General features: G+C 63.8%; 21 protein-coding genes. 4 read left to right on the top strand and 17 right to left on the bottom strand.

Translation table 11 applies throughout. The features are described 5' to 3' along the window. Nucleotides 1–2: 2 nt before the first annotated feature. On the bottom strand, nt 3–923 hold the full coding sequence (locus tag HBA99_RS10785) for an acyl-ACP desaturase (protein WP_030095596.1): 921 nt from the start codon (nt 921–923) through the stop codon (nt 3–5). A 96-nt stretch (nt 924–1,019) separates the two neighbouring features. Next, nucleotides 1,020–2,987 carry a CocE/NonD family hydrolase gene (locus HBA99_RS10780; RefSeq protein WP_064408626.1) on the bottom strand — a complete coding sequence of 656 codons (1,968 nt, stop codon included), beginning with the start codon at nt 2,985–2,987 and terminating at the stop codon, nt 1,020–1,022. 172 nt (nt 2,988–3,159) lie between these two features. Here HBA99_RS10780 and HBA99_RS10775 point away from each other — a divergent pair, with 172 nt between their 5' ends. Continuing rightward, nucleotides 3,160–4,050: a RecB family exonuclease gene (locus tag HBA99_RS10775; RefSeq protein ID WP_030095594.1), complete on the top strand. Its 891-nt coding sequence runs from the start codon at nt 3,160–3,162 to the stop codon at nt 4,048–4,050. Next, nucleotides 4,047–4,856, top strand: coding sequence for a thioesterase family protein (locus HBA99_RS10770; protein WP_030095593.1), 810 nt, complete (start codon nt 4,047–4,049; stop codon nt 4,854–4,856). Before HBA99_RS10775 ends, HBA99_RS10770 begins: the two co-directional genes overlap by 4 nt. Nucleotide 4,857: 1 nt before the next feature. On the opposite strand, the gene HBA99_RS10765 is transcribed toward HBA99_RS10770, so the two are convergent. Beyond that, entirely contained in the window at nt 4,858–5,520 is a 663-nt protein-coding gene (locus HBA99_RS10765) for an MOSC domain-containing protein (RefSeq protein WP_057968072.1), read from the bottom strand. A gap of 22 nt (nt 5,521–5,542) precedes the next feature. Next, nucleotides 5,543–6,208 carry a TetR/AcrR family transcriptional regulator gene (locus tag HBA99_RS10760; protein WP_057968073.1) on the bottom strand — a complete coding sequence of 222 codons (666 nt, stop codon included), beginning with the start codon at nt 6,206–6,208 and terminating at the stop codon, nt 5,543–5,545. Nucleotides 6,209–6,337: 129 nt separating this feature from the next. Here HBA99_RS10760 and HBA99_RS10755 point away from each other — a divergent pair, with 129 nt between their 5' ends. Beyond that, nucleotides 6,338–7,738: a cytochrome P450 gene (locus HBA99_RS10755; protein WP_070951067.1), complete on the top strand. Its 1,401-nt coding sequence runs from the start codon at nt 6,338–6,340 to the stop codon at nt 7,736–7,738. Between the two features lie 34 nt (nt 7,739–7,772). Continuing rightward, a complete protein-coding gene (locus tag HBA99_RS10750; protein ID WP_070916162.1) occupies nt 7,773–8,450 on the top strand; it encodes a nuclear transport factor 2 family protein in 678 nt (225 codons plus the stop codon). A gap of 22 nt (nt 8,451–8,472) precedes the next feature. On the opposite strand, the gene HBA99_RS10745 is transcribed toward HBA99_RS10750, so the two are convergent. The 13 genes from HBA99_RS10745 to nuoD all read right to left on the bottom strand — a co-directional run bounded on the left by HBA99_RS10745 (nt 8,473) and on the right by nuoD (nt 24,298). Beyond that, on the bottom strand, nt 8,473–9,129 hold the full coding sequence (locus HBA99_RS10745; RefSeq protein WP_070916163.1) for an ABC transporter permease: 657 nt from the start codon (nt 9,127–9,129) through the stop codon (nt 8,473–8,475). Between the two features lie 100 nt (nt 9,130–9,229). Continuing rightward, the gene (locus HBA99_RS10740) at nt 9,230–10,471 is read right to left on the bottom strand and encodes a fatty acid desaturase family protein (RefSeq protein WP_064408619.1); all 1,242 of its coding nucleotides are present in this window, start codon (nt 10,469–10,471) and stop codon (nt 9,230–9,232) included. A gap of 186 nt (nt 10,472–10,657) precedes the next feature. Next, the gene (nuoN, locus tag HBA99_RS10735) at nt 10,658–12,256 is read right to left on the bottom strand and encodes an NADH-quinone oxidoreductase subunit NuoN (protein ID WP_070951068.1); all 1,599 of its coding nucleotides are present in this window, start codon (nt 12,254–12,256) and stop codon (nt 10,658–10,660) included. Then, nucleotides 12,253–13,851 (bottom strand): NADH-quinone oxidoreductase subunit M, encoded by a 1,599-nt coding sequence (locus HBA99_RS10730; RefSeq protein WP_193601870.1) that lies wholly within the window; start codon nt 13,849–13,851, stop codon nt 12,253–12,255. Before HBA99_RS10730 ends, nuoN begins: the two co-directional genes overlap by 4 nt. Further along, nucleotides 13,845–15,710, bottom strand: coding sequence for an NADH-quinone oxidoreductase subunit L (gene nuoL / locus HBA99_RS10725; RefSeq protein WP_109494103.1), 1,866 nt, complete (start codon nt 15,708–15,710; stop codon nt 13,845–13,847). Before nuoL ends, HBA99_RS10730 begins: the two co-directional genes overlap by 7 nt. Nucleotides 15,711–15,723: 13 nt before the next feature. After that, nucleotides 15,724–16,023, bottom strand: a complete 300-nt coding sequence (gene nuoK, locus HBA99_RS10720) for an NADH-quinone oxidoreductase subunit NuoK (RefSeq protein ID WP_030095583.1) — start codon at nt 16,021–16,023, stop codon at nt 15,724–15,726. Then, a complete protein-coding gene (locus tag HBA99_RS10715; RefSeq protein WP_057968076.1) occupies nt 16,020–16,748 on the bottom strand; it encodes an NADH-quinone oxidoreductase subunit J in 729 nt (242 codons plus the stop codon). Before HBA99_RS10715 ends, nuoK begins: the two co-directional genes overlap by 4 nt. Nucleotides 16,749–16,777: 29 nt before the next feature. Continuing rightward, nucleotides 16,778–17,314: an NADH-quinone oxidoreductase subunit NuoI gene (nuoI, locus tag HBA99_RS10710; RefSeq protein WP_101312732.1), complete on the bottom strand. Its 537-nt coding sequence runs from the start codon at nt 17,312–17,314 to the stop codon at nt 16,778–16,780. Further along, nucleotides 17,307–18,584, bottom strand: a complete 1,278-nt coding sequence (nuoH, locus tag HBA99_RS10705; RefSeq protein ID WP_227457847.1) for an NADH-quinone oxidoreductase subunit NuoH — start codon at nt 18,582–18,584, stop codon at nt 17,307–17,309. Before nuoH ends, nuoI begins: the two co-directional genes overlap by 8 nt. Continuing rightward, the gene (locus HBA99_RS10700; protein ID WP_070942476.1) at nt 18,581–20,965 is read right to left on the bottom strand and encodes an NADH-quinone oxidoreductase subunit G; all 2,385 of its coding nucleotides are present in this window, start codon (nt 20,963–20,965) and stop codon (nt 18,581–18,583) included. The genes nuoH and HBA99_RS10700 overlap by 4 nt, the downstream gene beginning before the upstream one ends. Continuing rightward, nucleotides 20,962–22,266 (bottom strand): NADH-quinone oxidoreductase subunit NuoF, encoded by a 1,305-nt coding sequence (gene nuoF / locus HBA99_RS10695; RefSeq protein ID WP_064408615.1) that lies wholly within the window; start codon nt 22,264–22,266, stop codon nt 20,962–20,964. Before nuoF ends, HBA99_RS10700 begins: the two co-directional genes overlap by 4 nt. Further along, complete coding sequence (nuoE, locus tag HBA99_RS10690) at nt 22,266–23,027, bottom strand: NADH-quinone oxidoreductase subunit NuoE (RefSeq protein WP_064408614.1); 762 nt, start codon at nt 23,025–23,027, stop codon at nt 22,266–22,268. Before nuoE ends, nuoF begins: the two co-directional genes overlap by 1 nt. Beyond that, nucleotides 23,027–24,298 carry an NADH dehydrogenase (quinone) subunit D gene (nuoD, locus tag HBA99_RS10685; protein ID WP_234797645.1) on the bottom strand — a complete coding sequence of 424 codons (1,272 nt, stop codon included), beginning with the start codon at nt 24,296–24,298 and terminating at the stop codon, nt 23,027–23,029. Before nuoD ends, nuoE begins: the two co-directional genes overlap by 1 nt. Between the last annotated feature and the right edge of the window lie 14 nt (nt 24,299–24,312).

The following is a 24,312-nucleotide window of genomic DNA, read 5'->3' as shown; positions in this document are numbered from 1 at the left end:
CCCTACACCCGCGCCGCGGCCCGGATCGCCGCCTTCTCCTCGTAGTACTTTGCACGCTCATCCACGGCGGCAAGGAATTTCACGAGGGTGTCGCGGGCCTGCTCCCCTTCGGCCCCGATATCGGAGCGTTCGAACACCCGCCAGAACCTCAGGATGGGTTGCAGAACCTCATCGTGATGGATGCGCAAGTCGTAGATGCCCGCTTTCGCGATGGCTATCGCGTTCTGCGCAAATCCCGCCATCCCCATACCCGGCATCGCGAAACCGACGATCTCCTTGCAGATGGCCTGCATCGCGGCATCGGGTTCGATATCGAGTGCCGCCGACATGAGATTGCGATAGAAGACCATGTGCAGGTTCTCATCCAGCGCGACGCGCGCCAGCAGCTGATCGGCGATGGGGCAGCCCGAGGCCTTCCCCGTGTTGCGATGAGATATCCGAGTGGCCAGCTCCTGGAACGACACGTAGGCGAGCGCCTCCAGGGGCGTCTTGTCCCCTGAGTCGTAACCGGCGATGGTGTGCGCCATGCGCATCGCTTCGAGGTTGCTCGGGTCGACACCACGGGTGACCACCAGATAGTCGCGAAGTGCGATGCTGTGCCGCCCTTCCTCCGCCGTCCACTGGCCCACCCAGGTTCCCCATGCCCCGTCTCGGCCGAATCTCGTGGCGATCTCACGGTGATACGACGGCAGGTTGTCCTCGGTCAGCAGATTGACGATCAACGCCGCCTGAGCGATCGGATCGAGCGGGCTATCCTCCGGTTTCCAGTCCTCTCCGCCCAGAAATGCGAAGTCCCGGCCCCTGCTCCAGGGCACGTAATCATGTGGGGCCCATGGCCGCGCGGCGCTCAGGTGCCGCTCGAGATTCGCCTCGACAACGGGCTCCAGCTCGGTCAGTAATCGTGTTTGCAGTCCGGTCACCATCTCGTCCACCTCTCTAATTCGGCCTACCGCGATCTGTAACCTACGGTACCGTAAGTTATAGAAAAAGTAGATGAGAAGTTGGTGAACTGGCGAGGACTACGCGGCCCCGGCGCCGGTATCGAGAATCACGGGCGCCACCAGGTAACTCGGCTGGCCGGGATCCAGGACAAGGGCCTGGCCGTGACGGCTCGCCCACAGCTCCGGAATGGACGGGATGTACCTCGGCAGACTGGCCGCCGCGACGACCACCCGCAGCCGGTGCCCCGCCGCGATCACCGCATCTACCTCGGTGAGATCGATGTCGAGAGTGGTTGGCACGCCGGGTTCCACCGGCAGCGTCGATCCCTTACCGGTGGGATGCCAGGGCGATAGGTAGTCTCCGTCCGCGGTACGCAGACTCTTGTCCTCATCCACCCCGCGGCGCGATGCCAGCAGCGCGCCCTCAGCCAGCATCCGGGAGAAGCCGTCGGGCGCCACGTCCGTCACCGATACGACCCAGAACGCCTCCGTACCTATGGCTTTGGTGTGCAGATGAAGGTTCAGCGCCCCGGAGATCACCCACGGCTGCACAGCGGGGCTACTGGTGAAGGTGAGTGCCCCACGCTCGAAGTACCGAGAGTCCTTGAGCCCGGACGTACCCAGCACGGCAGTGATACCGGCCGTCAGCCGGGAGGTGGTGGGCGATTTCAGCAGTCCCATCCGTCGGCGAAGGAGGTGCTCGGTCTTGTTCAGCGGCACAGCACCCGTCAACGACCCGTCGAATGTCGAACCAGCCCCCACCCCTGAGGGTTCGGCATCCAGATAGAACCGCTGCGGCTCGGCTTCGGGCCGCGGATAGACGTCCAGGGTATGCCAACCGCCATTTTGCTGTTGCAGGGTGAGCGGGCCGTAGCTCTCCACTCCGTTGTCAATACCCTTGAGCCACTTGTCAAACCACGCACGCTGCAAGACATCCAGCCGGGGAGGTCCGTCTTCACGGCCGAGCTGCGAACCCGGGGACCCGTGATAACCCTCGTTGATGACGACCTGAAACCTGCCGCCCGGCGACGCGGCTCGGCGATGGATACGCAGGGCGGCCGGACCGAAGATGTCGTCCCACGCCCCATAGACGAACGTAGGGATCTCGATGTCTTCGAACCGGGGACTGATCTGCTGGAAATACTCGTCGTTGTCGATCAGCGCACCCGTGCCACGCAAGCCCTCGAAGATGTACCGCACCACACGATTCAGTGGTGCGCGCAACCGCCCCGCGAGCCAGCCCAGGCCGACGCCGCCGCGTATCACGTCCGAAGGCGACGGCAACCACTTTCCCAGCGCAACGGCAAGCATCCAGATGGGCAGGAAGAATGTCTGCGCCCCACCGGTTTTCATGAGGTCACGGGAGATGTCGCTGACCGGCTCGACCGCGAACACCGCACCGAGACCCGGCACCCGGTTGCCGGCGGCCTGCAGCGCGTTGATCGAACAGTACGAGATGCCATACATGCCGACCGAACCATCGCACCACGGCTGCGCCTGCGCCCAGGCCACCACCTCCGCGGTGTCCCGCTGTTCGAGATCGTTGAGCATTCCCCAGTCACCCGAGGAGGCGCCGGTACCGCGAACATCGACAACCACTTGGGCATACCCACTGCGGATCAGCGAGTCGTTCACTCCAAACGTCGTCAGGCCGCCACCGGGAATCGCCCGCGCCAGCTCGGCGAGCTCCAACAGACGCGGATTCCTGGGCGGCAGGGCCGGCACGGTAATGCCGAACCGGTGCAGGCCCCGCAGCACCCATGCCGCCAGGTGAGTAACGGATTTGTTGTAGGGGGTGAGGTTGAAGAGCACCGGCACCGGGTCATTGACCGGGGTCCCGTCGGCATTGGCCGGCCGGAACACCTGGGCCTTGAGCACGGTCCCGTCGGACAGCGGTATCGAGACATTGGGAGTGAAGGACACCCGGGAGTACCGACTGGGCCCATCGGCCAGCGCGGTCCACCGCTCGGCGAGTTCAGAACCGGCGAGCCCGGTGTCCTTCACCTGCGGGCTGTCCAGCGGGCTTCGATGCTTTGCCGTCGTCACTGCACATTCCTCTCGCGTGGGGCGTCGTCGCCCCATGGCCAATGAGAGGTTCACGTTACTTCGAGTACGGATACTTTGGGGACGACTTGTGACATGTGTTGAACGGAGCCCACCAGCTTTGTGCCCGGCGTGGCGTCAGCACCTGTCGGACACGATGCCTAGGCTGCCAACCATGAAGGAGACCACGCAGAACCGGCCCACCCGCCGGCCCGCGCTGTCCCCTTCCCGTGCCAGCGACTTCAAGCAATGCCCACTGCTGTACCGGTTCCGCGCGATCGACCGCCTCCCCGAGCCGCCCTCGACAGCGCAGGTGCGCGGCAGCCTCGTGCATGCCGCCCTGGAAGATCTCTACGCCCGGCCCGCGGCCGATCGCGAGTACGCCACCGCCGCGGGATTGGTGCAGCCCGCGTGGGAACGCCTCGTGGAATCGAACCCCGAACTCGCGGCGGTGGTCGAGACCGAGCGCCTTCCGGCGTTCCTCGATGAGGCCCGAGATCTGCTCTCGGGCTATTACCGGCTTGAAGATCCCACCCGATTCGATCCCGACAGTTGCGAGGAGCGCGTCGAGGTCGAGCTGTCCGACGGCACGATGCTGCGCGGATTCATCGATCGCATCGACGTCGCCCCCGGGGGCGCGATGCGTCTGGTCGACTACAAGACCGGACGCGCACCGCGCGCCTTGTTCGAAGCCAAGGCGTTGTTTCAGATGAAGTTCTATGCCGTCGCGCTGTATCGCACCCGCGGGGTGGTGCCGCGACGGCTGCGGCTGCTGTATCTGTCCGATGGCGAGGTTCTCGACTACACACCGGATGAGGCAGAGCTACTCAAGTTCGAGAAGACGCTCATGGCGATCTGGCGAGCGATTCAGAACCTCGGCACCACCGGCGACTTCCGGCCCAATCCCTCCCGGTTGTGCGACTGGTGTGCCCATCAGTCGCTGTGTCCCGCGTTCGGCGGCACGCCGCCTCCCTACCCAGGCTGGCCTTCCGATTACGGTGTCTCCGATACTGATATCGAAGATGCCGAAGCCTCCGCGACCGCGATCCCGGGAGATGCCGCATGACGTTGGACCTGACGGGTTGTTACTACCGGCGATTGGATACCGACGGCGAGTTCCAGGTGTTCGAGTCCACCGAGCTGACCGCCAGCGGATGGGGGCCGAACCTGCAGCACGGCTCTCCCCCGATGGCGTTGCTACTCAAGGCCATCGAGGAACTGCCGGAGCCGCGCGAGAGCCTGCGGATCGGCCGGGTCGCGCTCGACATCCTCGGCCCGGTTCCGCTGGAGCCGGTGCGCGTACGGGCATGGATCGAACGGCCGGGTCGGCGCATCGCGCTTGCCGTGGCCGAGATGGAAGCGCGCGCCAATGGCGGTTACCGTGCGGTCGCGCGAGCCAGCGCGTGGCTGTTGGCGACCTCGGTGACCGCCGACAAAGCCAGTGATCGGTACCCGCCCTTACCCGAGTACCCGCCCGGCCCCACACCGCCGGCGTTCGGCTTCGAGGGCTCTAACTACTCAAAATCGGTTGATTTTCAGTGGTTTTCGGTACCCGAGGGAGAACCGCAGGTTGCCTGGATGCGGCCACATGTGCACATCGTCGATACCGAGCCCACCACCGGATGGCAGCGGCTGGCCTCGGTCATCGACTCCGCGAACGGCATCGGCGCGGTGCTCAACCCCCTGCGGTTCGTCTACATGAACACCGATACCGTGATGCACGTCCACCGGATTCCCCAGGGCGACGAATTCGGCGTCCGCGCCCGCATGTCGGTCGGACCCGACGGAGTCGGCGTGACCACGGCGGAGATATTCGACCGCCGCGGCTACATCGGCTCCAGCGCCCAGACAGTCCTGGTGCAGCGGCGGTAGGTTAGGCCGATCCGCTCCTGCGCCTGACCGTCTCCTTGACGTGTTCCGGCAACGCGGGGGCATCGAGAAGCCGCGGAAGCAACTCGGATTCGAGGGTGAGCGCCCGGAACGCAAGTCCCACGGTCACATCATGCTCCGGACGATTCTTGACGGCGATGCCGTCACCCTCTCGCACCACCCCGGGTGAGATCACCCGGAAGTATGCGCCGGGGATCGCTTGCGCCGTAAAGGTCTTGACCCACCCGCGCAGGTCAAGCCAGGCCGCAAAGGTCCGGCACGGTATGCGCGGCGCGGACACTTCCAGCACCAGCCCGCCGTCACCGATATGCCACTGCTCACCGATGAGCGCGCCGGTCACATCGATCTCGCGGGTGGTCAGGTTCTCCCCGAACTGGCCATTCGCCAGCTCTCGCCCGAGCGTGCCCTGCCACCAGTCCAGGTCCTCGCGGGCGTACGCATACACGGCTTGATCGTCGCCACCGTGCACGCCCGTATCTCCGATCGCGTCACCTTCCAGGCCGCTGCCGGCACCCTCGGACGTACCACCCGGCGCGCGGACGGCTATCACCGAATCGGTGGGATGTTTGTCGATACCGGTGCGCGTTGGCCCGCCTGCCGGATTCGACCGCAGCTGGCCCACGTTCACCGTCAAAACTGTAGCCACCACACCAGGATACGGAGCGCACCTAACGGGCGGCACGCATGAGGGGTAGCAGATATCGGCCCGCGAATTCGCGGGTGTTTTCGTCGGTGTCGGTCGGCACCAGCGCGGAAGGGTTCACCAGAAACGTCGACGTCAGCCGCAGCGCCAGGTCGAGCGCGCGCTTCACCGCAGGAACGGGATAGTCCTCGTCGGCCAGTAGTTCCGCGATCACCGCAAGCAGTCCCTGATACCCGGACGCATTCACGTCAAAGACATTCCGCGAGAACGATTCCGCGTCGAATTCCTTGAGCGCCAGCACCAATGGATGATCACGCGCCTCACGCATGCCCATGACGAATGCCTCGACCATCCTGTCCTCGGCATTCGATAAGGGCGCGAGCACAGCCTGCGCCCTCATGAAGAATTCGGTTGTCTCCCGCACCAACACCGCGGCGACGATGTCTTCCTTGTCTCCGCATTTGCGGTACAAGGTCGGGCGGGACACACCGGCGCGGCGTGCGATATCCCCGACAGCGGTGCGAGCGATCCCGTGGGCAACGAATTCCTCGCGGGCGGCATCCAACAAATGAGCGGTCGCCACATTCGTGTCGGACAGTGTTCCGGTGACCAGCTGCCGCAGCAACGAGTCGATCTCTACCACGGACCCGATAGTAACGGCGGGGACCTGCGAAACCTCGCTGCGACTCACAGCCCCTCCGTTCGGCACATCTAGCTGGTATTTGAATCAATGAATTACTTTTGATTCAGTATTGCATGACGGCTGGATCGGCCATACACTTCGCCACCAGAATCACCGTTCCGCACAGAAGAGGCAGCCATGCACGCCACCGGCACAAACTCCCCCACGCAGGAAACATCGCAGACCCCAGGACCCCGACTTGCCCCGCGGCTGCCCTTGCATCGGGCCGCGCTGCTGGGGCTGAGCTGCCTGGGTGACCCGTTTCGGCTGCCGTACCTGCTACTGCCCAAGATCGCGAATCGATACGGCGACATCGTCCGCCTCTTCACGGGCCCGAGCCCCGCGCTCACAGTCACCCTGATCAACCATCCCGACTACATCGACCATGTGTTCACCCGCCACCACGACCGATACGCCAAGCACGAGGCCACCATCGAATTGGTCTCCGGAGAACCGGCCGCCCTCCCCTTGCTCGAGGGCCAGGAGTGGAAACGAGTCCGCACCGCTTTCAATCCGTACTTCGGCGAACGCGCACTGGCGGCAGCGACCCCGCTCATGATGGAAGGGATCACCGATCGGGTCGATGCCTGGTCACGCCATGCGACCAGCGGGCAACCCGTGGATCTGGAACATGAACTCGGCGCGGTCGTGATGGACGGACTGATGCGCTCGATGTTCAACGTTCAGCTCGGCTCCGACGAGATTGATCATGCGGTCGACGGTGCGCGTCGGTACGGCCGCTACGTCATCAGCCGGGTCGCCATGCATTATCTGCCCGGCTGGATGCCAAATCCCCTGCGTCGCAGTGGTGAACAGTCCAAGGAGGAGCTATTCGGGATCCTCGACCGCTTCGTCGACGAACGGAAAGGGTGCCCGCTGCCCGACTCGCCCGATCTCGTGGACGCATTGATCGGGCTGGAATTCGAGGGCTGCCCGCAGACACAGCACCGCAGACGGCGCTCCGAAGCCGCCGGGTTGGTGTTCGCAGGATTCGAGACCACCGCCGCCGCGCTGGCCTGGACCATCGCGCTGCTGTGCCGCAACCCGATCGCTCTCGGTAGGGCGTATAGGGAGATTGACGCGCTCGGCGGAAAGACGTTGGAGTACGACGACCTGGAGAACTTGAAGTATCTGAGGGCATGTTTCGATGAGGCACAGCGTTTCCAGGCCGCACCCGCCAACATCCGAACGGCCGTCCAGGACGACGAGATCGGCGGCTATCTCATTCCCCAAGGTTCACACGTCGTGATCACGCAATACGCACTACAGCGCGATCCCCGGTTCTGGAAGGACCCGGAGACGTTCAACCCCGAACGATTCCTGACCGACAAGATCAATCGGAATGCGTTCCTGCCGTTCAGTATCGGACCACGCAAGTGCATGGGCACCAGGATGGCCTACATCGAGGGGACCCTGGTCCTCGGAACCATCTTGCAGCGCTATGCATTCCAGATCCGCGATGGCTGGACACCCCGGCACCGAGTACGCGTCTCCACCGGCCTGGCTGGCGGCCTCCCGACGCGGCTCCTCACCCGCTGAGCCATCACACAGTTCCCACAACGAAAGGAAAAAGATGAGCAGATTGGAAAAGTTGGGCCCCTCACCGGAACACGCGCAGTATCAGGCGCTCATGCCGGAGTTCTGGAAGAAGGTGCGGCAGCAAGAGAAGAACGACATCGAGCGCGGGCTTCCCGCCCAGGGCCGAACAGAGTTCGCCTACACATGGTTTGATGCCTGGGCCGAGCAGGACATCAAGAAGATCGATTACTGCATCGCCGAGGAGTGCAGCTATATCGACAGCACGACGTTCCAGGAGAACAGGCTCGGACGTCAGTTCACGATCGACAACTGCCAGGCCGCCTTCGACGTCTTCCCCGACTTTGCGTTCTACCCACAGGACGGAACCAACCGGTCACTGCCCTACTGGGACTACTTCGACGATCAGTGGCGGGTGACCATTCCGTGGCGAGGTATCGGCCGCATGATCGGTGAGACCATCGAGCCCAACACGGGAGCCAAACTCAAGGGAACCGGCCGCTGCCTGAATTTCATTGGTATCGACCGCTATACACTGACTGAAGACTTCAAGATCACCCACATCGACACCGACTGGGACATGCTTTACGGTGCCGCACAGCTCGCCGGATTAGGCTCCCTCATGCACAGCCAGCGTCTTCAAAGGATCGGGCTGCGCGCCGCCAGCCTGGTCGCACCGGTGTTTCGCCTGGCGACCCTGCTCACCACAAGGTGACCGATCTCGCCAGCTGGTCAGGTCAGCGCGACGCGGAAACACCTTTGTAGCAAGCGATTAGGCCACCAATAAGCCCGAGAGCCAGCGCTTCGATGGCCACAATCAACACATTGAAGGGACTCAACAACTGCGTCAAGTTCTCGATGAAAAGACTCAACGGAGTGTGCTTGCCGAACGCCGAGAAGAAATAGACACCGGCTGCGCCAACAGCTATGAAGGCCAACGGCACCGCGGCGACCGCGGTGGCGAGGACTCGAGGGACAACAAACCCGTGCGTGACGTCGACGCCCCGGCCCCGCATGACCTCAATCTCTTGTTGGATCCGGGCGGAATCGGCCTCGGCAAACACCACCGTCGCGCCGGTGGCCGCGGCCACCAAGACCGCGTGCGTCGGGAACCCCGTGGGGCCGAACACCAACGCCTCCAGCACGAGCACTATGAGCACCGCGAGCGGTATCGCCACCATGCACATCGGCAGAACCGACACTCTGGCGATCGACCACACCTGCCGGAAGAACTCGCCCACCGCTGGTGGACGACGCACCATGGCACCAAAGGTCTGCAGTGTCATGGCCAGGAAGCCGGACAGTGTGCGTGCCGGCTTCTCGGCAGAACCCGAGATCAGGGCATCCTCTCGGCCCACTTGGGTTACCGCCGGGGCCTCTGCGTACGTAGTCACACATCACTGCATAGCGCGTTCCGCCCGCGTCCGCGGCGGAATCATCAAGATCACCAGAGCAGATCCACGCCACCGGTGGGCGTGATCGGCCGCTCAGAAACTAGACGGACACCTTGGTGCGGCGCCGCTCACGCACCAACGCGATAGCGGTCTTGAGGCCGCGACGCGGAACCGAATTCGGTTCGGCCACGGGTGGTTCTAGGACCACGAACATGCGCTCGCTACGAGTCTCCGGCGCATTGTCGGCCGTGGCATGCAGGAATCGATCCGGCAACGACAACTTGGCAATGGTGCGCCAGGTCTTCGCGTATTGGAACAGCATCGATCCGGTGGTGTACGGAAGGTCGTAGCGATCGCAGATCTCGCGTACCCGCAGCGAGATCTCGTGCAGCCGGTTGCTCGGCAGATCCGGGTAGAGATGATGTTCGATCTGATGACACAGGTTGCCGCTCATCAGCCGCATCGTTGGACCCGCGTCGAAATTCGCGCTGCCGAGCAACTGGCGCAGATACCACTGACCGCGCGTCTCGTTCTCCATGTCGGTCACGGAGAACTTCTCCGCGCCGTCCGGAAAATGTCCGCAGAAGATGACGGCATTGGACCAGAAATTCCGGATCAGGTTGGCTGTCGCGGTGGAGGTCAGCGTCGAGCGGTAAGTCGCCCCCGGCGAGAGCGCCGTGATCGCCGGGAACGCGACGTAATCCTTGAAGACCTGCGCGCCCGCCGAGCGGACCAGCTCGCGTACTCGCTGTTTGGTCGCCTCGCGAGTTTCCTTTGTCCAGATCTTCCGGAATTCCAGGTGCTGCAGGGCGATTCCCCACTCAAAACCAGCAGCGAGGATGAAGTTGAGTGGCATGTTCAGAAGGTTGCGCACCTTCCACGGTTCATCACGTGTGACCCGCAGAATCCCGTAGCCCACATCGTCGTCCAGATCCAGGATGTTGGTGTACTTGTGATGCTCGACGTTATGGGTGATGCGCCAGTGCTTGGCCGCACCTGCCATGTCCCATTCCCACGTCGACGAGTGAATCTCGGGATCGTTCATCCAGTCCCACTGACCGTGTAAGACGTTGTGACCGATCTCCATGTTCTCGATGATCTTGGCGACCGCCAGCGTCACCGTGCCGGCCCACCACGCGGAGCGCTTCTTACTCGCCGCCAGCAGCACACGGCCGGTCAGCTCGAGCGCGCGTTGCGCGGCGATGGTGCGACGGATGTAGCGGGCGTCGCGCGCACCGCGCGACTCCTCGATTTCACGCCGGAGCCCATCGAGCTCGACGGCCAGGTTCTCGACGTCCTCGCTGGTGAGATGCGCGAATGCCGAGATGTCCGTGATTGCCATCGGCCTCCTTCCGCGCCCACGATACCTTCACCCTACGGTCCCGTAGGTTACTCGTCGGTAAATGGACACGCCACAGGTGGTGACAACCAGGCCACGGTAGGCGTCGACACGCCGCATTTTGCGCGGATCAGAGGCGTGTCGGCACCGAAGACGGCGTGTCGAAACACCGGCGGCCCGTGATCGGACTCACGGAACGAAGTGAGCGAGATTCCCGACGAGATCAAGCAGTGGCTGCGGCACTATGCCGAGCAGAACCGTGACGAGCGCACTCACCCCGATCGATATCGCCACCGCCGGACCGGGGATCCGAAGCACCCCGGAGTCCTCGACCAGATCGGCGAAGAACATCAGCACGATCACCCGCACGTAGAAGTAGGCGGCGATGGCGCTGCACACCACACCAACCACCACCAGCGGCACGGCACCGCCGGATGCGGCGGCCTCGAAGACCGCGAACTTGCTGACGAATCCACTGGTGAGCGGAATGCCCGCGAAAGCCAGCAAGAACAAGGCGAAGACGATGCCGAGCACGGGTGATCGGCGGCCGATTCCTGCCCACCGACTCAGATCGGTGATCTCTTCGTCCTCATCCGGTCCGCCGTCGCCATCACCGGAACGAACCAGCCCGGCAATGGCGAATGCCCCCACGGTGCTGAAACCGTATGCCGCCAAATAGAACAACGTCGACGACACACCACGTTCATTGGCGGCCGTGACCCCGGTCAGCAGAAACCCGGTATGCGCCACCGCGGAATAGGCCAACATGCGTTTCACATCGGTCTGCGTGACGGCACCGATTGATCCGATCAGCATGGTCGCGATCGCCACCGCCCACAGCACCGGACGCCAGTCGGCCGTGATTCCCGGCAGCGCGACATACAGAACCCGAAGCAGCGCGCCGAAAGCCGCGATTTTGGTCGTGGCCGCCATGAATGCGGTAACCGGGGTCGGCGCCCCTTGGTAGACGTCGGGGACCCAGAAATGGAAGGGCACCGCCCCTACCTTGAACAACAGGCCCACCGACAGCATGGCCACACCGAGCAGCAGGAAGGACCGCTCGCCGGCATCTGCGCTGACGGCCCGCGCGACGGCGTCGAGTTCGACGGTTCCGGCGTATCCGTACACGAAGGCCGACCCGAACAGAAAGAACGCCGAGGAGAACGCACCGAGCAGAAAATACTTGAGCGCCGATTCCTGGGACAGCAGCCGGCGTCGTCGCGCCAGCGCGCACATCACGTACAACGGGAGTGAAAACACCTCCAGGGCAACGAACATCGTCAACAGGTCGTTGCAGGCGGGGAACAGCATCATGCCCGCGATCGCGAACAGTGTCAGCGGGAAGATCTCCGTTTGCGTAATACCGGTGCGATTCAGTACCCCCTCCGGCTCGCTGCCCGGAACGCTGGACGCCTGCGCGGCGAAGGCGTCCAGCCCGCCGCCGACGGCAACCGTACTGGGAAGGGCCGCGGCTGTTCTGCGCTGCGCCATCACCGTCAGAGCCAGGCCGGAGGCCACCAGGATGAGCCCCTGCAGATAGAGCGTGGGGCCGTCTATCGCCACGGCGCCGTTCATGACGACTTCACGCGTACCCCCCAGCGCCACCACGGCCGCAAAGGCGGCGAAGATCCCCCCGATGGCCAGCGCCAGCTGGGTCGTGAGCCGGTACCGTCGCGGAACGAACGCCTCGACGAGCACCGATACCACCGCGACACCGAACATGATCAACATGGGAGACAGCGCGCCGTAGGCGATCGGCGGCGTGGGAAGAATCCCGATATCGGTCATCGTCGCTCACCTTCGCCGTGCCACAGGGCAACATCGGCCACTGCCGGCGGCGGATCCTTCTCGTTGACGGTGCGCAGCGTCTGCTCCACCGCCGGATTCACGATGTCCAACAGTGGCTTGGGATAGATACCCAGTACGAGAAGCATTGCGATCAACGGCGCGACCACGGTGAGTTCACGGCGCTTCAGATCACCGATGCTCTCATTTCCCGGCGCCAACGGTCCCGTCATCATCCGCTGATACATCCACAACACGTAGATGGCGGCCAGCACCAACGCGATGACCGCACACGCCGCGGCCGCCGGATATCGCGTGAATGTTCCGACCAGCACCAGAAACTCGCTGATGAACGGTGCCAGCCCGGGCAGCGACAGGGTGGCCAGACCGGCCACCAAGAAGGAGCCGGCAAGAACGGGTGCCACCTTCTGCACTCCCCCATAGGCCGCGATGAGTCGAGATCCTTTGCGAGACACCAGAAATCCTGCCACCAACATCAGTGCCGCGGTGGAGATGCCGTGGTTGACCATGTACAACGTCGAGCCCGATTGCCCCTGACTGGTCATCGCGAAGATGCCCAGGATGATGAACCCGAAATGCGATATCGAGGTGTAGGCGATCAGTCGCATCACATCGGTCTGACCGATCGCCACGATGGCGCCGTACACGATGCCGATGACCGCCAGCGTGATGATCACCGGGGTGAAGTATCTGCTGGCCTCGGGGAACAGCTGAATGCAGTACCGCAGCATCGCGAATGTCCCCACCTTGTCCACGATCGCCATCATGAGCACCGCACTGGCCGGGGTGGCGTGCACAGCCGCATCGGGCAGCCATGTGTGAAATGGCCAGAGCGGGGCCTTGACCGCAAACGCGAACATGAACCCGAGGAAGAGCGCCTTCGCGACACCCGGATCGATCCCGAGCGCGCCGGTGGCGACCATCTCGGTGATATCGCGCAGATCGAACGTGCCGGTCTGGCCTCTGGCGGTGACCACGTAGAGACCGATGACGGCCGCCAGCATGATCAGGCCGCCAAACAGGTTGTACATCAAGAACTTCACTGCCGCGCGCGAACGCTGCTTGGCGTCTGAATGCGTGCTCCCGAATCCCCCGATCAGGAAGTACATCGGGATCAGCATGGCCTCGAAGAAGATGTAGAACAGCAGCACGTCCAGGGCGGAGAACGACAGCAGCACCATCGATTCCACAATCAGGATCAAGGCGACATAGCGTTGTGCCAGAGGCCGATTTCCGTATCCGGGCGCCTCTGCCCCGTCATTCCATCCGGCCAGCAACAGCACGGGCAGGAGCCCCGCAGTCAGCAGGACCAGCGCGAGCGCGATCCCGTCGAGCCCCACCGTGTACTTCATCCCGAATGCGGGTATCCAGGACATCGATTCGACGAACTGATATTGGGGTCCCGCCGGGTCGAACGCAATGGCCAGCCCGATCGCGACGACCAGTACCAGCAACGAGGCACTCAACCCCACATACTTGGCCAGGGTCCGCCGGCGACCCGGCATGATCAGCACCGTGGCGGCGCCTATCAGGGGAATGAACCACAGAGCTGTCACGGCACCCACGGCGCTCACCACCTCACTGCCATCAACACGGCGACTACCAAAGCCGCTCCGGCACACATGGACAACGCATACGAGCGGACATGGCCGGTCTGTAGGCGACGCACCCAGTCCGACACCGCGCCCAGGGTTGAGGTGACCGCGTTGACAAGGCCATCGACCCAGCGGTCGTCCGCGAGCACCAGCCCCCGGGCGAGACGCTGCCCGGGGCGCATGAACACCGCCTCGTTGACGGCGTCGCCATACAGGTCCCGGCGAGCGGCGACGGTAAGCGCCGAACCCTGAGGAGCCGACTCGGGTACGTCGGCGCGGTACATCCGGTATGCCACACCAACACCGCAGAGCACCACCGCGACGGTGACGACACTGATGACCCAGGCTGCAACGGGTAACTCGCCGTGGTGCGCACCCACGACCGGCTCTAACCAGTTCTGTAATGCCCCGCCGAAGCTGAGCAGGAATCCCGCACTCACCGACCCGATGGCGAGCACCATCATCGGCCACGTCATCACCGACGGTGATTCGTGTGGATGCGCGTCCGGTTTCCAGCGGCGGGTGCCGAAGAAGGTCAGCAGCATGACCCGAGTCATGTAGAACGCCGTAATCCCGGCGCCCAGTAGTGCCGCCGCCCCGAGAAGAAATCCCCCGGCACCGCCGTGTCCGAAGGCGACCTCGATGATCTTGTCCTTCGAGTAGAACCCCGCAAACGGTGGAACGCCGATGATGGCAAGGTATCCCAGCCCGAAAGTGACAAAGGTGATCGGCATGACGGCGCGCAGCCCGCCGTAGCCGCGCATGTCGGTTTCCTCGTTCATACCGTGCATGACCGAGCCCGCACCGAGGAACAGCCCGGCCTTGAAGAACCCGTGTGTGAGCAGGTGCATGATCGCCACGGCATACCCGGCGGGGCCGAGTCCGGCCGCCAACACCATGTATCCGATCTGCGACATGGTGCTCGCGGCCAGGGCCTTCTTGATGTCGTCCTTGGCGCACCCGATGATCGCTCCGAAGAGCACGGTAACGGCGCCCACGATCACCACCGCGACCTGTGCGTAAGGCGCGCGTTCGAAGATCGGCCCGGACCGGGTGATCAGGTAGACACCCGCGGTGACCATGGTGGCGGCGTGGATGAGCGCGGACACCGGGGTGGGGCCTTCCATCGCGTCGCCAAGCCAGGACTGCAGCGGCACCTGAGCCGACTTTCCACACGCCGCCAGCAGCAGCGCCAATCCAATTGCGGTGTTACGACTCTCACCCGCCGCACCGGCCGACCCGAGTACCTGCGCAAAGCCGACCGAGCCGAACGTCGCGAACATCAGCATCATGGCCAGGGCCAGCCCCATATCACCGACACGGTTGACGATGAAGGCCTTCTTGGCTGCGACGGCGGCCGATGGTTTCTGGTACCAGAAACCGATCAACAGGTAAGACGCCAGACCGACACCTTCCCACCCGACGTACAAACCCAGGAAGTTGTCGGCGAGCACCAGCAGCAGCATGGCCGCCAGGAAAAGATTCAGATAGCCGAAAAACCTTCGCCTGTCGGGATCATGCTCCATGTATCCGATCGAGTAGATATGGATGAGTGAACCCACTCCGGTGATCAGCAGTGCGAAGCACACGGACAGCTGGTCCAGGGTCAGCCCGAAATCGATGTGCAGCGCCCCAACCGGAACCCAGGTGAAAAGAGTCTCGTGCACCGCGCGCTCGGTGCCCGTTCGGCCGAGCATGCCCACGAACGAAACGACCGCGACAAGAAACGATGCGAGTGCCGTCGCGCAGCCCAGCAGATGCCCCCAGGAGTCACCCCGACGGCCGACGAGCAGGAGTACGGCCGCACCCGCCAGCGGCAGCGCCGGCATGAGCCATGTCACGGGGACTGCCCTCCTAGAGTTTCAACAAATCGGCGTCGTCGACCGAGGCCGACCTGCGGGTACGGAAGATGGTCATGATGATCCCCAGCCCCACAACCACTTCCGTGGCCGCGACCACCATGGTGAAGAACGCGATGACCTGACCGTCGAGGTTCCCATGCATCCGGGCGAAGGTGACGAATGCCAGGTTGGCCGCGTTGAGCATCAGCTCGACGCTCATGAAGACCACGATCGCGTTGCGGCGCAACATCACGCCGGCAGCCCCGATGGTAAAGATGAGTGCGGCCAGGTAGAGGTAGTTGGCGGGATTCACCGGGCCTCCATGTCCCGCGGGGTAAGCACGCCGCTGACCGACAACTCCGAGAAGGATCCGTCGGGAAGCAGCGCAGGTACGTCCACGGCGTTATGCCGGGCGTAGACACCGGGGTTGGGCAACGGGGTGGCCCGGTCTCCATGCTGAAAGCGCCGAATTGCCAACTCCCGCTGGCCGCCGGTCTGCCCCAGCTTCTCGCGATGCGCCAGCACCATCGCGCCGATCGTCGCGGTGATCAGCAGAGCGCCGGTGAGTTCGAAGGCCCAGAGGTAGTCGATGAAGATGCGCTCAGCCAAACCCTCCACGTTGCCGCGGCTGTTGGCCTGATCGAGCCCGACGAACACTGTCGTGGAAGCGTTTCCGATACCGGCGATGGCCAGGATCCCAAATCCCAACCCGGCGGCGATCGCACCCACCCGCTGCCCCGGCAGGGTCTCCACCAGAGAATCCGAGGAATCCACGCCCACGAACATGAGCACGAAGAGGAACAACATCATGACCGCGCCGGTGTACACCACCACCTGGGCGACGCCCAGAAACAACGCTCCCTGGGCTACGAAGAAGACCGCGAGAATGACCATCGTCATGGCGAGGAAGATCGCCGAGTACACCGCCTTGGGGGCCGCGATCACACCGAGTGCACCCAGCACCGCGATGGCGCCAAGTACCCAGAACGTCACCGCCTCCCAGGTCGGCGTGCGGGATAACCCCTCGGCGGCAAGCACTGCCACCTGGCCGGCCATGAAGCCCGGACTCACCTGACCTCCTTCCCGGCCTGCGGCAGGTTGCCGAGGTAGTAGTCCGTGTCGGTGGTTCCCGGGTACATCGCGTGTGGGGGTGGCGCCATGCCAGGCTGCAGCGGTGCCAGCAGCTTGTCCTTGCCGTAGATGAGGTCGGCGCGGTTGTCGTCGGCCATCTCATAGTCGTTGGTCATGGTCAGCGCGCGGGTCGGGCACGCCTCGATACATAGCCCGCACCCGATGCACCGCAGATAGTTGATCTGGTACACCCGGCCATACCGCTCCCCCGGCGAGAAGCGTTCCTGCTCGGAGTTGTCAGCGCCCTCAACGAATATGGCATCGGCCGGGCACGCCCAGGCGCACAGCTCACAACCGATGCATTTCTCCAGCCCATCGGTATACCTGTTGAGTTGATGCCGCCCGTGATAGCGCGGCGCGGTGGGCTCCTTCTTCTCGGGGTACTGCTCGGTGAGCCGTTTCTTGAACATCGACGAGAAGGTCACCCAGAATCCCGCCATCGCGTCGACCGAACGTCGCACAACATCAGGCATGTGCATCCTCCTTGGTGGTCGAGAACGGGTCCGTGTCGAGGCGCTGCCCGGGCAGTGGCGGCACCGGGAATCCACCGGCCATCGGGTCGAAACTCTTATCCAGCACGGGTTTTGGCGATTCAGTGCGTCGGGCGAGCACACCCACCAGCGCGATACTGCCGACAGAGACCACGAGACCGGCGACCCCGAGAATGATCGAGGGGTTTCCGTATCCGTAGAGGGCCAGCGCCTGCACCACTCCGACAATGACGATCCATACCAGCGCGACCGGGATCAGGACTTCCCAGCCCAGCCGCATGAACTGGTCATAGCGCAGCCTCGGCAACGTGGCGCGCAACCACATGAACAGGAACATGAAGCCCCAGACCTTGGCCACGAACCACAGCACCGGCCACCAGGAGCTGTTTGCTCCATCGATCAAGCTCAGCGGCCAGGGGGCATGCCAGCCCCCAAGGAACATGGTTGCCGCCAGACCGGAAACCGTTGCCATGTTGATGTATTCGGCGAGCATGAACATCGCGAAGCGCAGTGAGGAGTACTCCGTGTGGAAGCCGCCGACCAGCTCGCCTTCCGCTTCGGGGAGATCGAACGGCGCCCTGTTGGTCTCGCCGACCATGGCGGTCACGTACACCAGGAATGACGGGAGCAGCAGGAATACGTACCAACGACCGGCTTGCGCAGCGACGATTCCCGAGGTCGACATCGTGCCGGCCAGCAGGAACACCGCCGCGAATGTCAGACCCATCGCGATCTCATAGGAAATCACCTGCGCGGAGGAGCGCAATCCACCCAGCAGCGGGTAGGTGGAGCCGGATGCCCAGCCCCCCAAGACAATCCCGTACACGCCTACGGACGTGACCGCCAGCACGAACAGAATCGCCACCGGAAGATCGGTCAGCTGAAGTGGGGTGCGATGCCCGAAGACCGAGACGACTGGGCCGAACGGGATGACGGCGTACGCGACGATCGCCGGCACCACCGAGATGATCGGCGCGAGGAGATAGATCGGCTTGTCCACCCCGGCTGGGGTCAGGCCCTCCTTGAGCGCCAGCTTCACGCCGTCGGCCAGGCTCTGCAACAAGCCGAAGGGACCCACCCGATTGGGACCGATTCGACGCTGCATCCAGGCAAGCACCTTGCGCTCCACAAGAATAGCGACGAGCACGGTCAGAACCAGAAAAGCGAATACCGCCACGCATTTCACGAAGACCAACCAGAGCGGGTCAATCCCGAACTGGGAGAGCACCGCCGAACCGTCCGTCTGCCTCACGGCGCGACCTCGATTCGCACCACTTGTCCCAGCGCCGGACCGAGCTGCTGATGAACCTCCGACCCGACAGAACGCATGGGCACCCATACCACCCTGTCTGGCATCTCGGTTATCCGCAGCGGCAAGGTTATCGATCCCTGAATCGACTCCGACAGACTGCGTATCGTCACCGATTCGCCCTCCGCGGCACCGATCTCGCTTGCGGTCACCTCCGATAACCGCACCTGTGCGGTGTGTGCGGTCCCGGCAAGGAACGCCTCACCGTCTTGCAGCCGACCGGCATCCAGCAGCAGCCTCCACGAGGCGAGCACCGCCTCTCCCGCCATGGGCTGGGGAAGGGCGGTCGCGCGTACCGGTCCCGGGGTTTCCCGCGCCCCCTCCCAGGGCCCGATATCCGCAAGCTCGGCAAGTGCCTGATTTTCGTCGTTCAGCCCGATCGGACGATCCATCCGCGCTGACAGCGCAGCGAGCACCTTCAGGTCATCGAGAGCATCACTGGTGTCGAGAGTCGCCCGGAAGGGCCTCAGCCTGCCTTCCCAGTTCACGAAGCTTCCGGATTTCTCGGCGACTGCCGCCACCGGAAGAACCACATCGGCGAGCTCGGTGACAGCGCTGTGCCGCATCTCCAGGCTGACGACGAACGCGCTCTTGAGGGCGCCGATGGCGGCGGCGGGATAGGGCAGATCGGCCAGTTCCACGCCACCGATGAGGAAGGCGTCGAGTCCATTTCCCGGATCCAGCATGCCCGCGGCATCGAGTCCGGGCATGTCGGGCAGCGCGATCACACCCCACTTGTCGGCGATGTAGCGCCGTGCCGCACTGTCGGATACCGGATGCCCGCCCGGCAGCAGTCTCGGCAACGCTCCAGCCTCCAATGCGCCACGCTCGCCTGCCCGGCGCGGAATCCACACCAGCGTCGCGGCCGTGCTGTCGGCCAGCCGGGCCGCCGCGGACAGCGCTCCGGGTATCGACGCCAGTCGCTCTCCCACCATGATCACGGCACCGGGCCGGCGCAGTAACTCGGAATCGGCCAGCCCTGCCATCGTTTCCGGTTCTGTTCCGGGAGCGGTGGCAATCACATCGGCCGAGAGCTTGGTAGATCCTCGGCTGACGAACGGTGCGATGGCCAGCACCTTGAGGCCCCGTTTACGTACCCCCTTGCGCAGCCGCAGGAAAACAATCGGAGATTCCTCTTCCGGTTCGAATCCCGCCAGCAGGACCACCGGCGCGGACTCCAGGGCCGCATAGGTGCGCGTCAGCCCGCGCCCGGCGACGCCCGATCCGAGGAACGCGGCCTCTTCGGCGCTATGTGCACGGGCCCGGAAGTCGATGTTGTTGGTGCCCAGCACCATACGAGCGAATTTGACGTAGGCGTAGGAATCTTCGACGGTGAGCCGCCCACCGGTCAGGACTCCCGCGTGGGCACCAGCATCCGCCAAGCCCTTTGCCGCGACCTCCAATGCCTGTGGCCACGATGCCGCCACCAGGTCCCCGGACTCATCACGTATCAGCGGATTGGTGATGCGGTCCCGTGCCGTGGCATAGGCGAACGCCCAGCGTCCCTTGTCGCAATTCCATTCCTCGTTCACTTCCGGATCGTCACCGGCCAGGCGCCGCAGCACCTTTCCACGCCGATGGTCGGTGCGCTGCGCGCATCCGCTCGCGCAGTGCTCGCACACGCTGGGGGTGGACACCAGATCGAATGGCCGCGCACGAAACCGGTAGGCAGCACCGGTCAGAGCGCCGACCGGACATATCTGCACGGTGTTGCCGGAGAAGTACGACTCGAAGGGCTCGCCGCCTGCGATACCAACCTGTTGTAACGCACCACGTTCGAGTAGCTCGATGAAGGGGTCGCCGGCCACCTGTTGTGAAAAACGGGTGCACCGGGCGCACAGGACACAACGTTCCCTGTCGAGCAGCACCTCGGTGGATAGCGGAATCGGCTTGGGAAACGTGCGTTTGGCCTCAGTGAATCGGGTCTCGGAGCGGCCGGTCGACATCGCCTGGTTCTGCAGTGGACACTCCCCGCCCTTGTCGCAGACCGGACAGTCGAGCGGATGGTTGATCAGCAGCAGCTCCATCACACCGCTCTGCGCCTTCTGCGCCGCCGCGGAGGTGACCTGGGTATGGACCACCATGTCCTCGGCAACGGTGGTGGTACAGGCGGCCAACGGTTTACGCTGCCCCTCCACCTCGACCAGGCACTGGCGACAGGCACCCACCGGATCGAGTAAGGGGTGATCGCAGAATCTGGGTATCTGCACGCCTATCAGTTCGGCGGCGCGGATCACCAATGTGCCCTTAGGCACCGAGATGCTGTGTCCGTCGATGTTCACGGTAACGAAGTCGGTGTTGATGGCTGGTTCTGTGGCCGTCATCGACGTACCTCCCCGAATACAGTGCTGGCTGCCGAATCGAAGGGACACCCATGGTCCAGGTGTGCCTCATACTCTCCGCGGAAGTACTTGAGCGAGGACATGATCGGGCTGGCCGCACCGTCCCCGAGCGCGCAGAAGGACTTGCCGAGCACGATGTCCGAGATATCCAGAAGCTTGTCGAGGTCTTCGGCGGTACCCTCTCCGGATTCCAGTCGCCGCAGAATACGCACCAGCCAGTAGGTACCCTCGCGGCACGGCGTGCACTTGCCACAGGACTCGTGCGCGTAGAACTCGGTCCACCTCAGGACCGCGCGCACCACACACGTGGTGTCGTCGAATATCTGTAATGCCTTGGTACCCAACATCGATCCGGCGGCGCTGACTCCTTCGTAGTCGAGTGGGACGTCCAGATGCTCGGCGGTGAACAGTGGTGTCGACGAACCACCGGGAGTCCAGAACTTGAGCCCGTGCCCGTCCCGCACTCCGCCGGCCAGCTCCAGGAGCTCTCGCAGCGTCACGCCGAGCGGGGCCTCGTACTGCCCGGGAGTGCGCACATGCCCGGACAACGAATACAGCGTGAATCCAGGGGATTTCTCCGAACCCATGGTCCGGAACCACTCGGCGCCGCGCCGCAAGATGACGGGCACGCTCGCGATCGACTCGACGTTGTTGACGACCGTCGGGCTGGCGTACAGACCGGCAACCGCAGGAAACGGCGGACGCAGCCGTGGCTGGCCGCGACGACCCTCCAGCGAGTCCAGGAGCGCTGTTTCTTCCCCGCAGATGTAGGCGCCCGCACCGGCGTGCACCACCAGTTCGAGATCGAAACCGCTGTCAAGAATGTTGCGACCCAGATATCCGGCCTCATAGGCCTGGGCCACCGCGGTCTGCAATCGTCTAATCACCGAGATCACCTCACCGCGCACATAGATGAAGGCATGCGCGGCGCGGATCGCGTAGGCGGCGATGACGATTCCCTCGATGAGGGTGTGCGGCGTCGCCAGCATCAGCGGAATGTCTTTGCAGGTACCGGGTTCGGATTCGTCGGCGTTGACCACCAGATAGTGCGGCTTGCCATCACCCTGCGGAATGAAGGACCATTTGGTGCCCGTCGGGAATCCGGCACCTCCGCGTCCACGCAGCCCGGCTTCCTTGACGACACCGATGACCGCGTCCGGTTCCATGCTCAGCGCGGCGCGCAGGCCCTGATATCCGTCATGGCGCAGATACCCGTCGAGAGTCCACGAGTCGGCCTCGTCCCAGTACTCGGACAGGACCGGGGAGAGAATAGAGGAAGTCATCACACCTCCTTCTGCACGTTCTGCTGTACATCCCGGGCCAATCGCAGCCCGGCCAGCGTCGGGTTCCCGGCCCGAGCGGCGGCCACCGCCTCCGGCCGATTGTCGGCGAACCCGGCCAAGATCCGGGCGGTCTGTCTGAACGTGCACGGTGGAGCACCGCGCCGGGGCTCGGGGATCCGTCCCCTTTGGAGCCCTGTCACCAGATCTGCGGCCCCGTCCGGGGTCTGGTTATCGAAGAACTCCCAGTTGATCATCAGCACCGGCGCGTAGTCGCAGGCGGCGTTGCACTCCACATGCTCGAGCGTCACCTTGCCGTCCTCGGTAGTGCCTCCTGGTGCCACGCCGAGCTCGTCGACCAATCGCGTCAAGATCGCGTCACCACCGAGCACCGCGCACAGCGTGTTGGTGCACACCCCGACGAGATAATCGCCGGTCGGTTCGCGCCGGTACATCGAGTAGAAGCTCGCCACCGCGGTGACCTCGGCGGCCGTCAATTCCACTTGTCCGGAACAGAATTCAATTCCAGCCATAGTCACATACCCGTCCTCGGACTGCACGAGATGCAGCAGCGGCAGCAACGCCGACCTACGACTCGGGTACCGGTCGAGAACATCCTTGGCGTCGATGGCAAGCCGGGAAACAACCTCCGGCGGATAGCTTTTGCGTCCGGCGAAACAGCCCTCGTCCTCCGGCGGACGGCTCCCGAGTTCAAGAAAGACGCCCTCGCGCTCCGTTGGATGTTCATCGCCCGAGTGGCTCATCACCGGTCCACACCGCCCATCACCGGATCGATGCTTGCCACCGCGGCTATCAGATCGGCCACCATGCCGCCCTCGCACATCGCCGACACGGACTGCAGATTGGTAAAGGACGGATCGCGGAAATGCACACGGTAGGGCCGGGTTCCACCATCACTGACCATATGGACCCCGAGCTCGCCGCGCGGCGACTCGACGGCGACGTACACCTGCCCGGCCGGCACGCGGATCCCCTCGGTCACCAGCTTGAAGTGATGGATGAGTCCTTCCATCGACGTACCCATGATCTTGGCGATGTGCTTGGGTGAGTTACCCAGTCCATCCGGGCCCGAGGCCAGGTCCGCGGGCCACGCAATCTTCTTGTCGTCCACCATGACCGGTCCTGGCCGCAACCGGTCCAGACACTGCTGGGCGATCTTGATGGACTCGTGCATCTCCTTGACCCGAATCAGATATCGCCCGTAAGAGTCGCAATCCCCATGGGTGATGACCTCGAAGTCATAGCTCTCATAACCGCAGTACGGCTGTGCGCGTCGCAGATCGTGAGCGAGCCCGGTGGCACGCAGGACCGGACCCGTGATTCCCAAAGCCATACACCCGGTCAGATCGAGGTATCCGACGCCCTGGGTCCGCGCCTTCCAGATGTAGTTCTCGTTCAACAGGTTTTCCATATCGCGCAACCTGCCCGGCAGAATCTTGAGCAGATCGCGCACCTCTTGTTCGGCGCCATCGGGCAGATCCTGCGCCAGCCCGCCTGGCCTGACGTAGGCGTGATTCATGCGCAGGCCGGTGACCGCTTCGAAAACCTTCAAGATCATCTCGCGTTCCCGGAAACCGAGGAACATCGCGGTCATCGCCCCGAGTTCCATGCCGCCCGTGGCAAGTGCGACCAGATGCGAGGAGATCCGGTTGAGCTCCATCATCAACACCCGAATCACGGTGGCTCGCTCCGGGATTTCGTCGGTGATGTCAAGCAGCTTCTCAACCCCCAGGCAGTAGGCGGTCTCGTTGAAGAAGGGTGACAGGTAGTCCATCCGGGTCACGAAGGTGACACCCTGCGTCCAGGTCCGGTACTCCAGATTCTTTTCGATACCGGTGTGCAGATAGCCGATTCCGCAGCGTACGTCGGTAACCGTCTCCCCCTCGATCTCAAGGATCAGGCGAAGCACGCCGTGGGTTGACGGATGTTGCGGGCCCATGTTGACGACGATTCTTTCGTCGCTTGCTTGGGCGGCGGCAGTGACGATCTCGTCCCAGTCCTGCCCACCGGCCATGAGATGAGTCTCGG

Origin of the sequence: Mycobacteroides chelonae (assembly GCF_016767715.1) — a bacterium.
In the GTDB taxonomy this organism is placed as follows: Bacteria; Actinomycetota; Actinomycetes; order Mycobacteriales; family Mycobacteriaceae; genus Mycobacterium; species Mycobacterium gwanakae.
The sequence above is the reverse complement of the archived record's forward strand: the minus strand, read 5'-3'. Positions and strand labels throughout refer to the sequence as shown.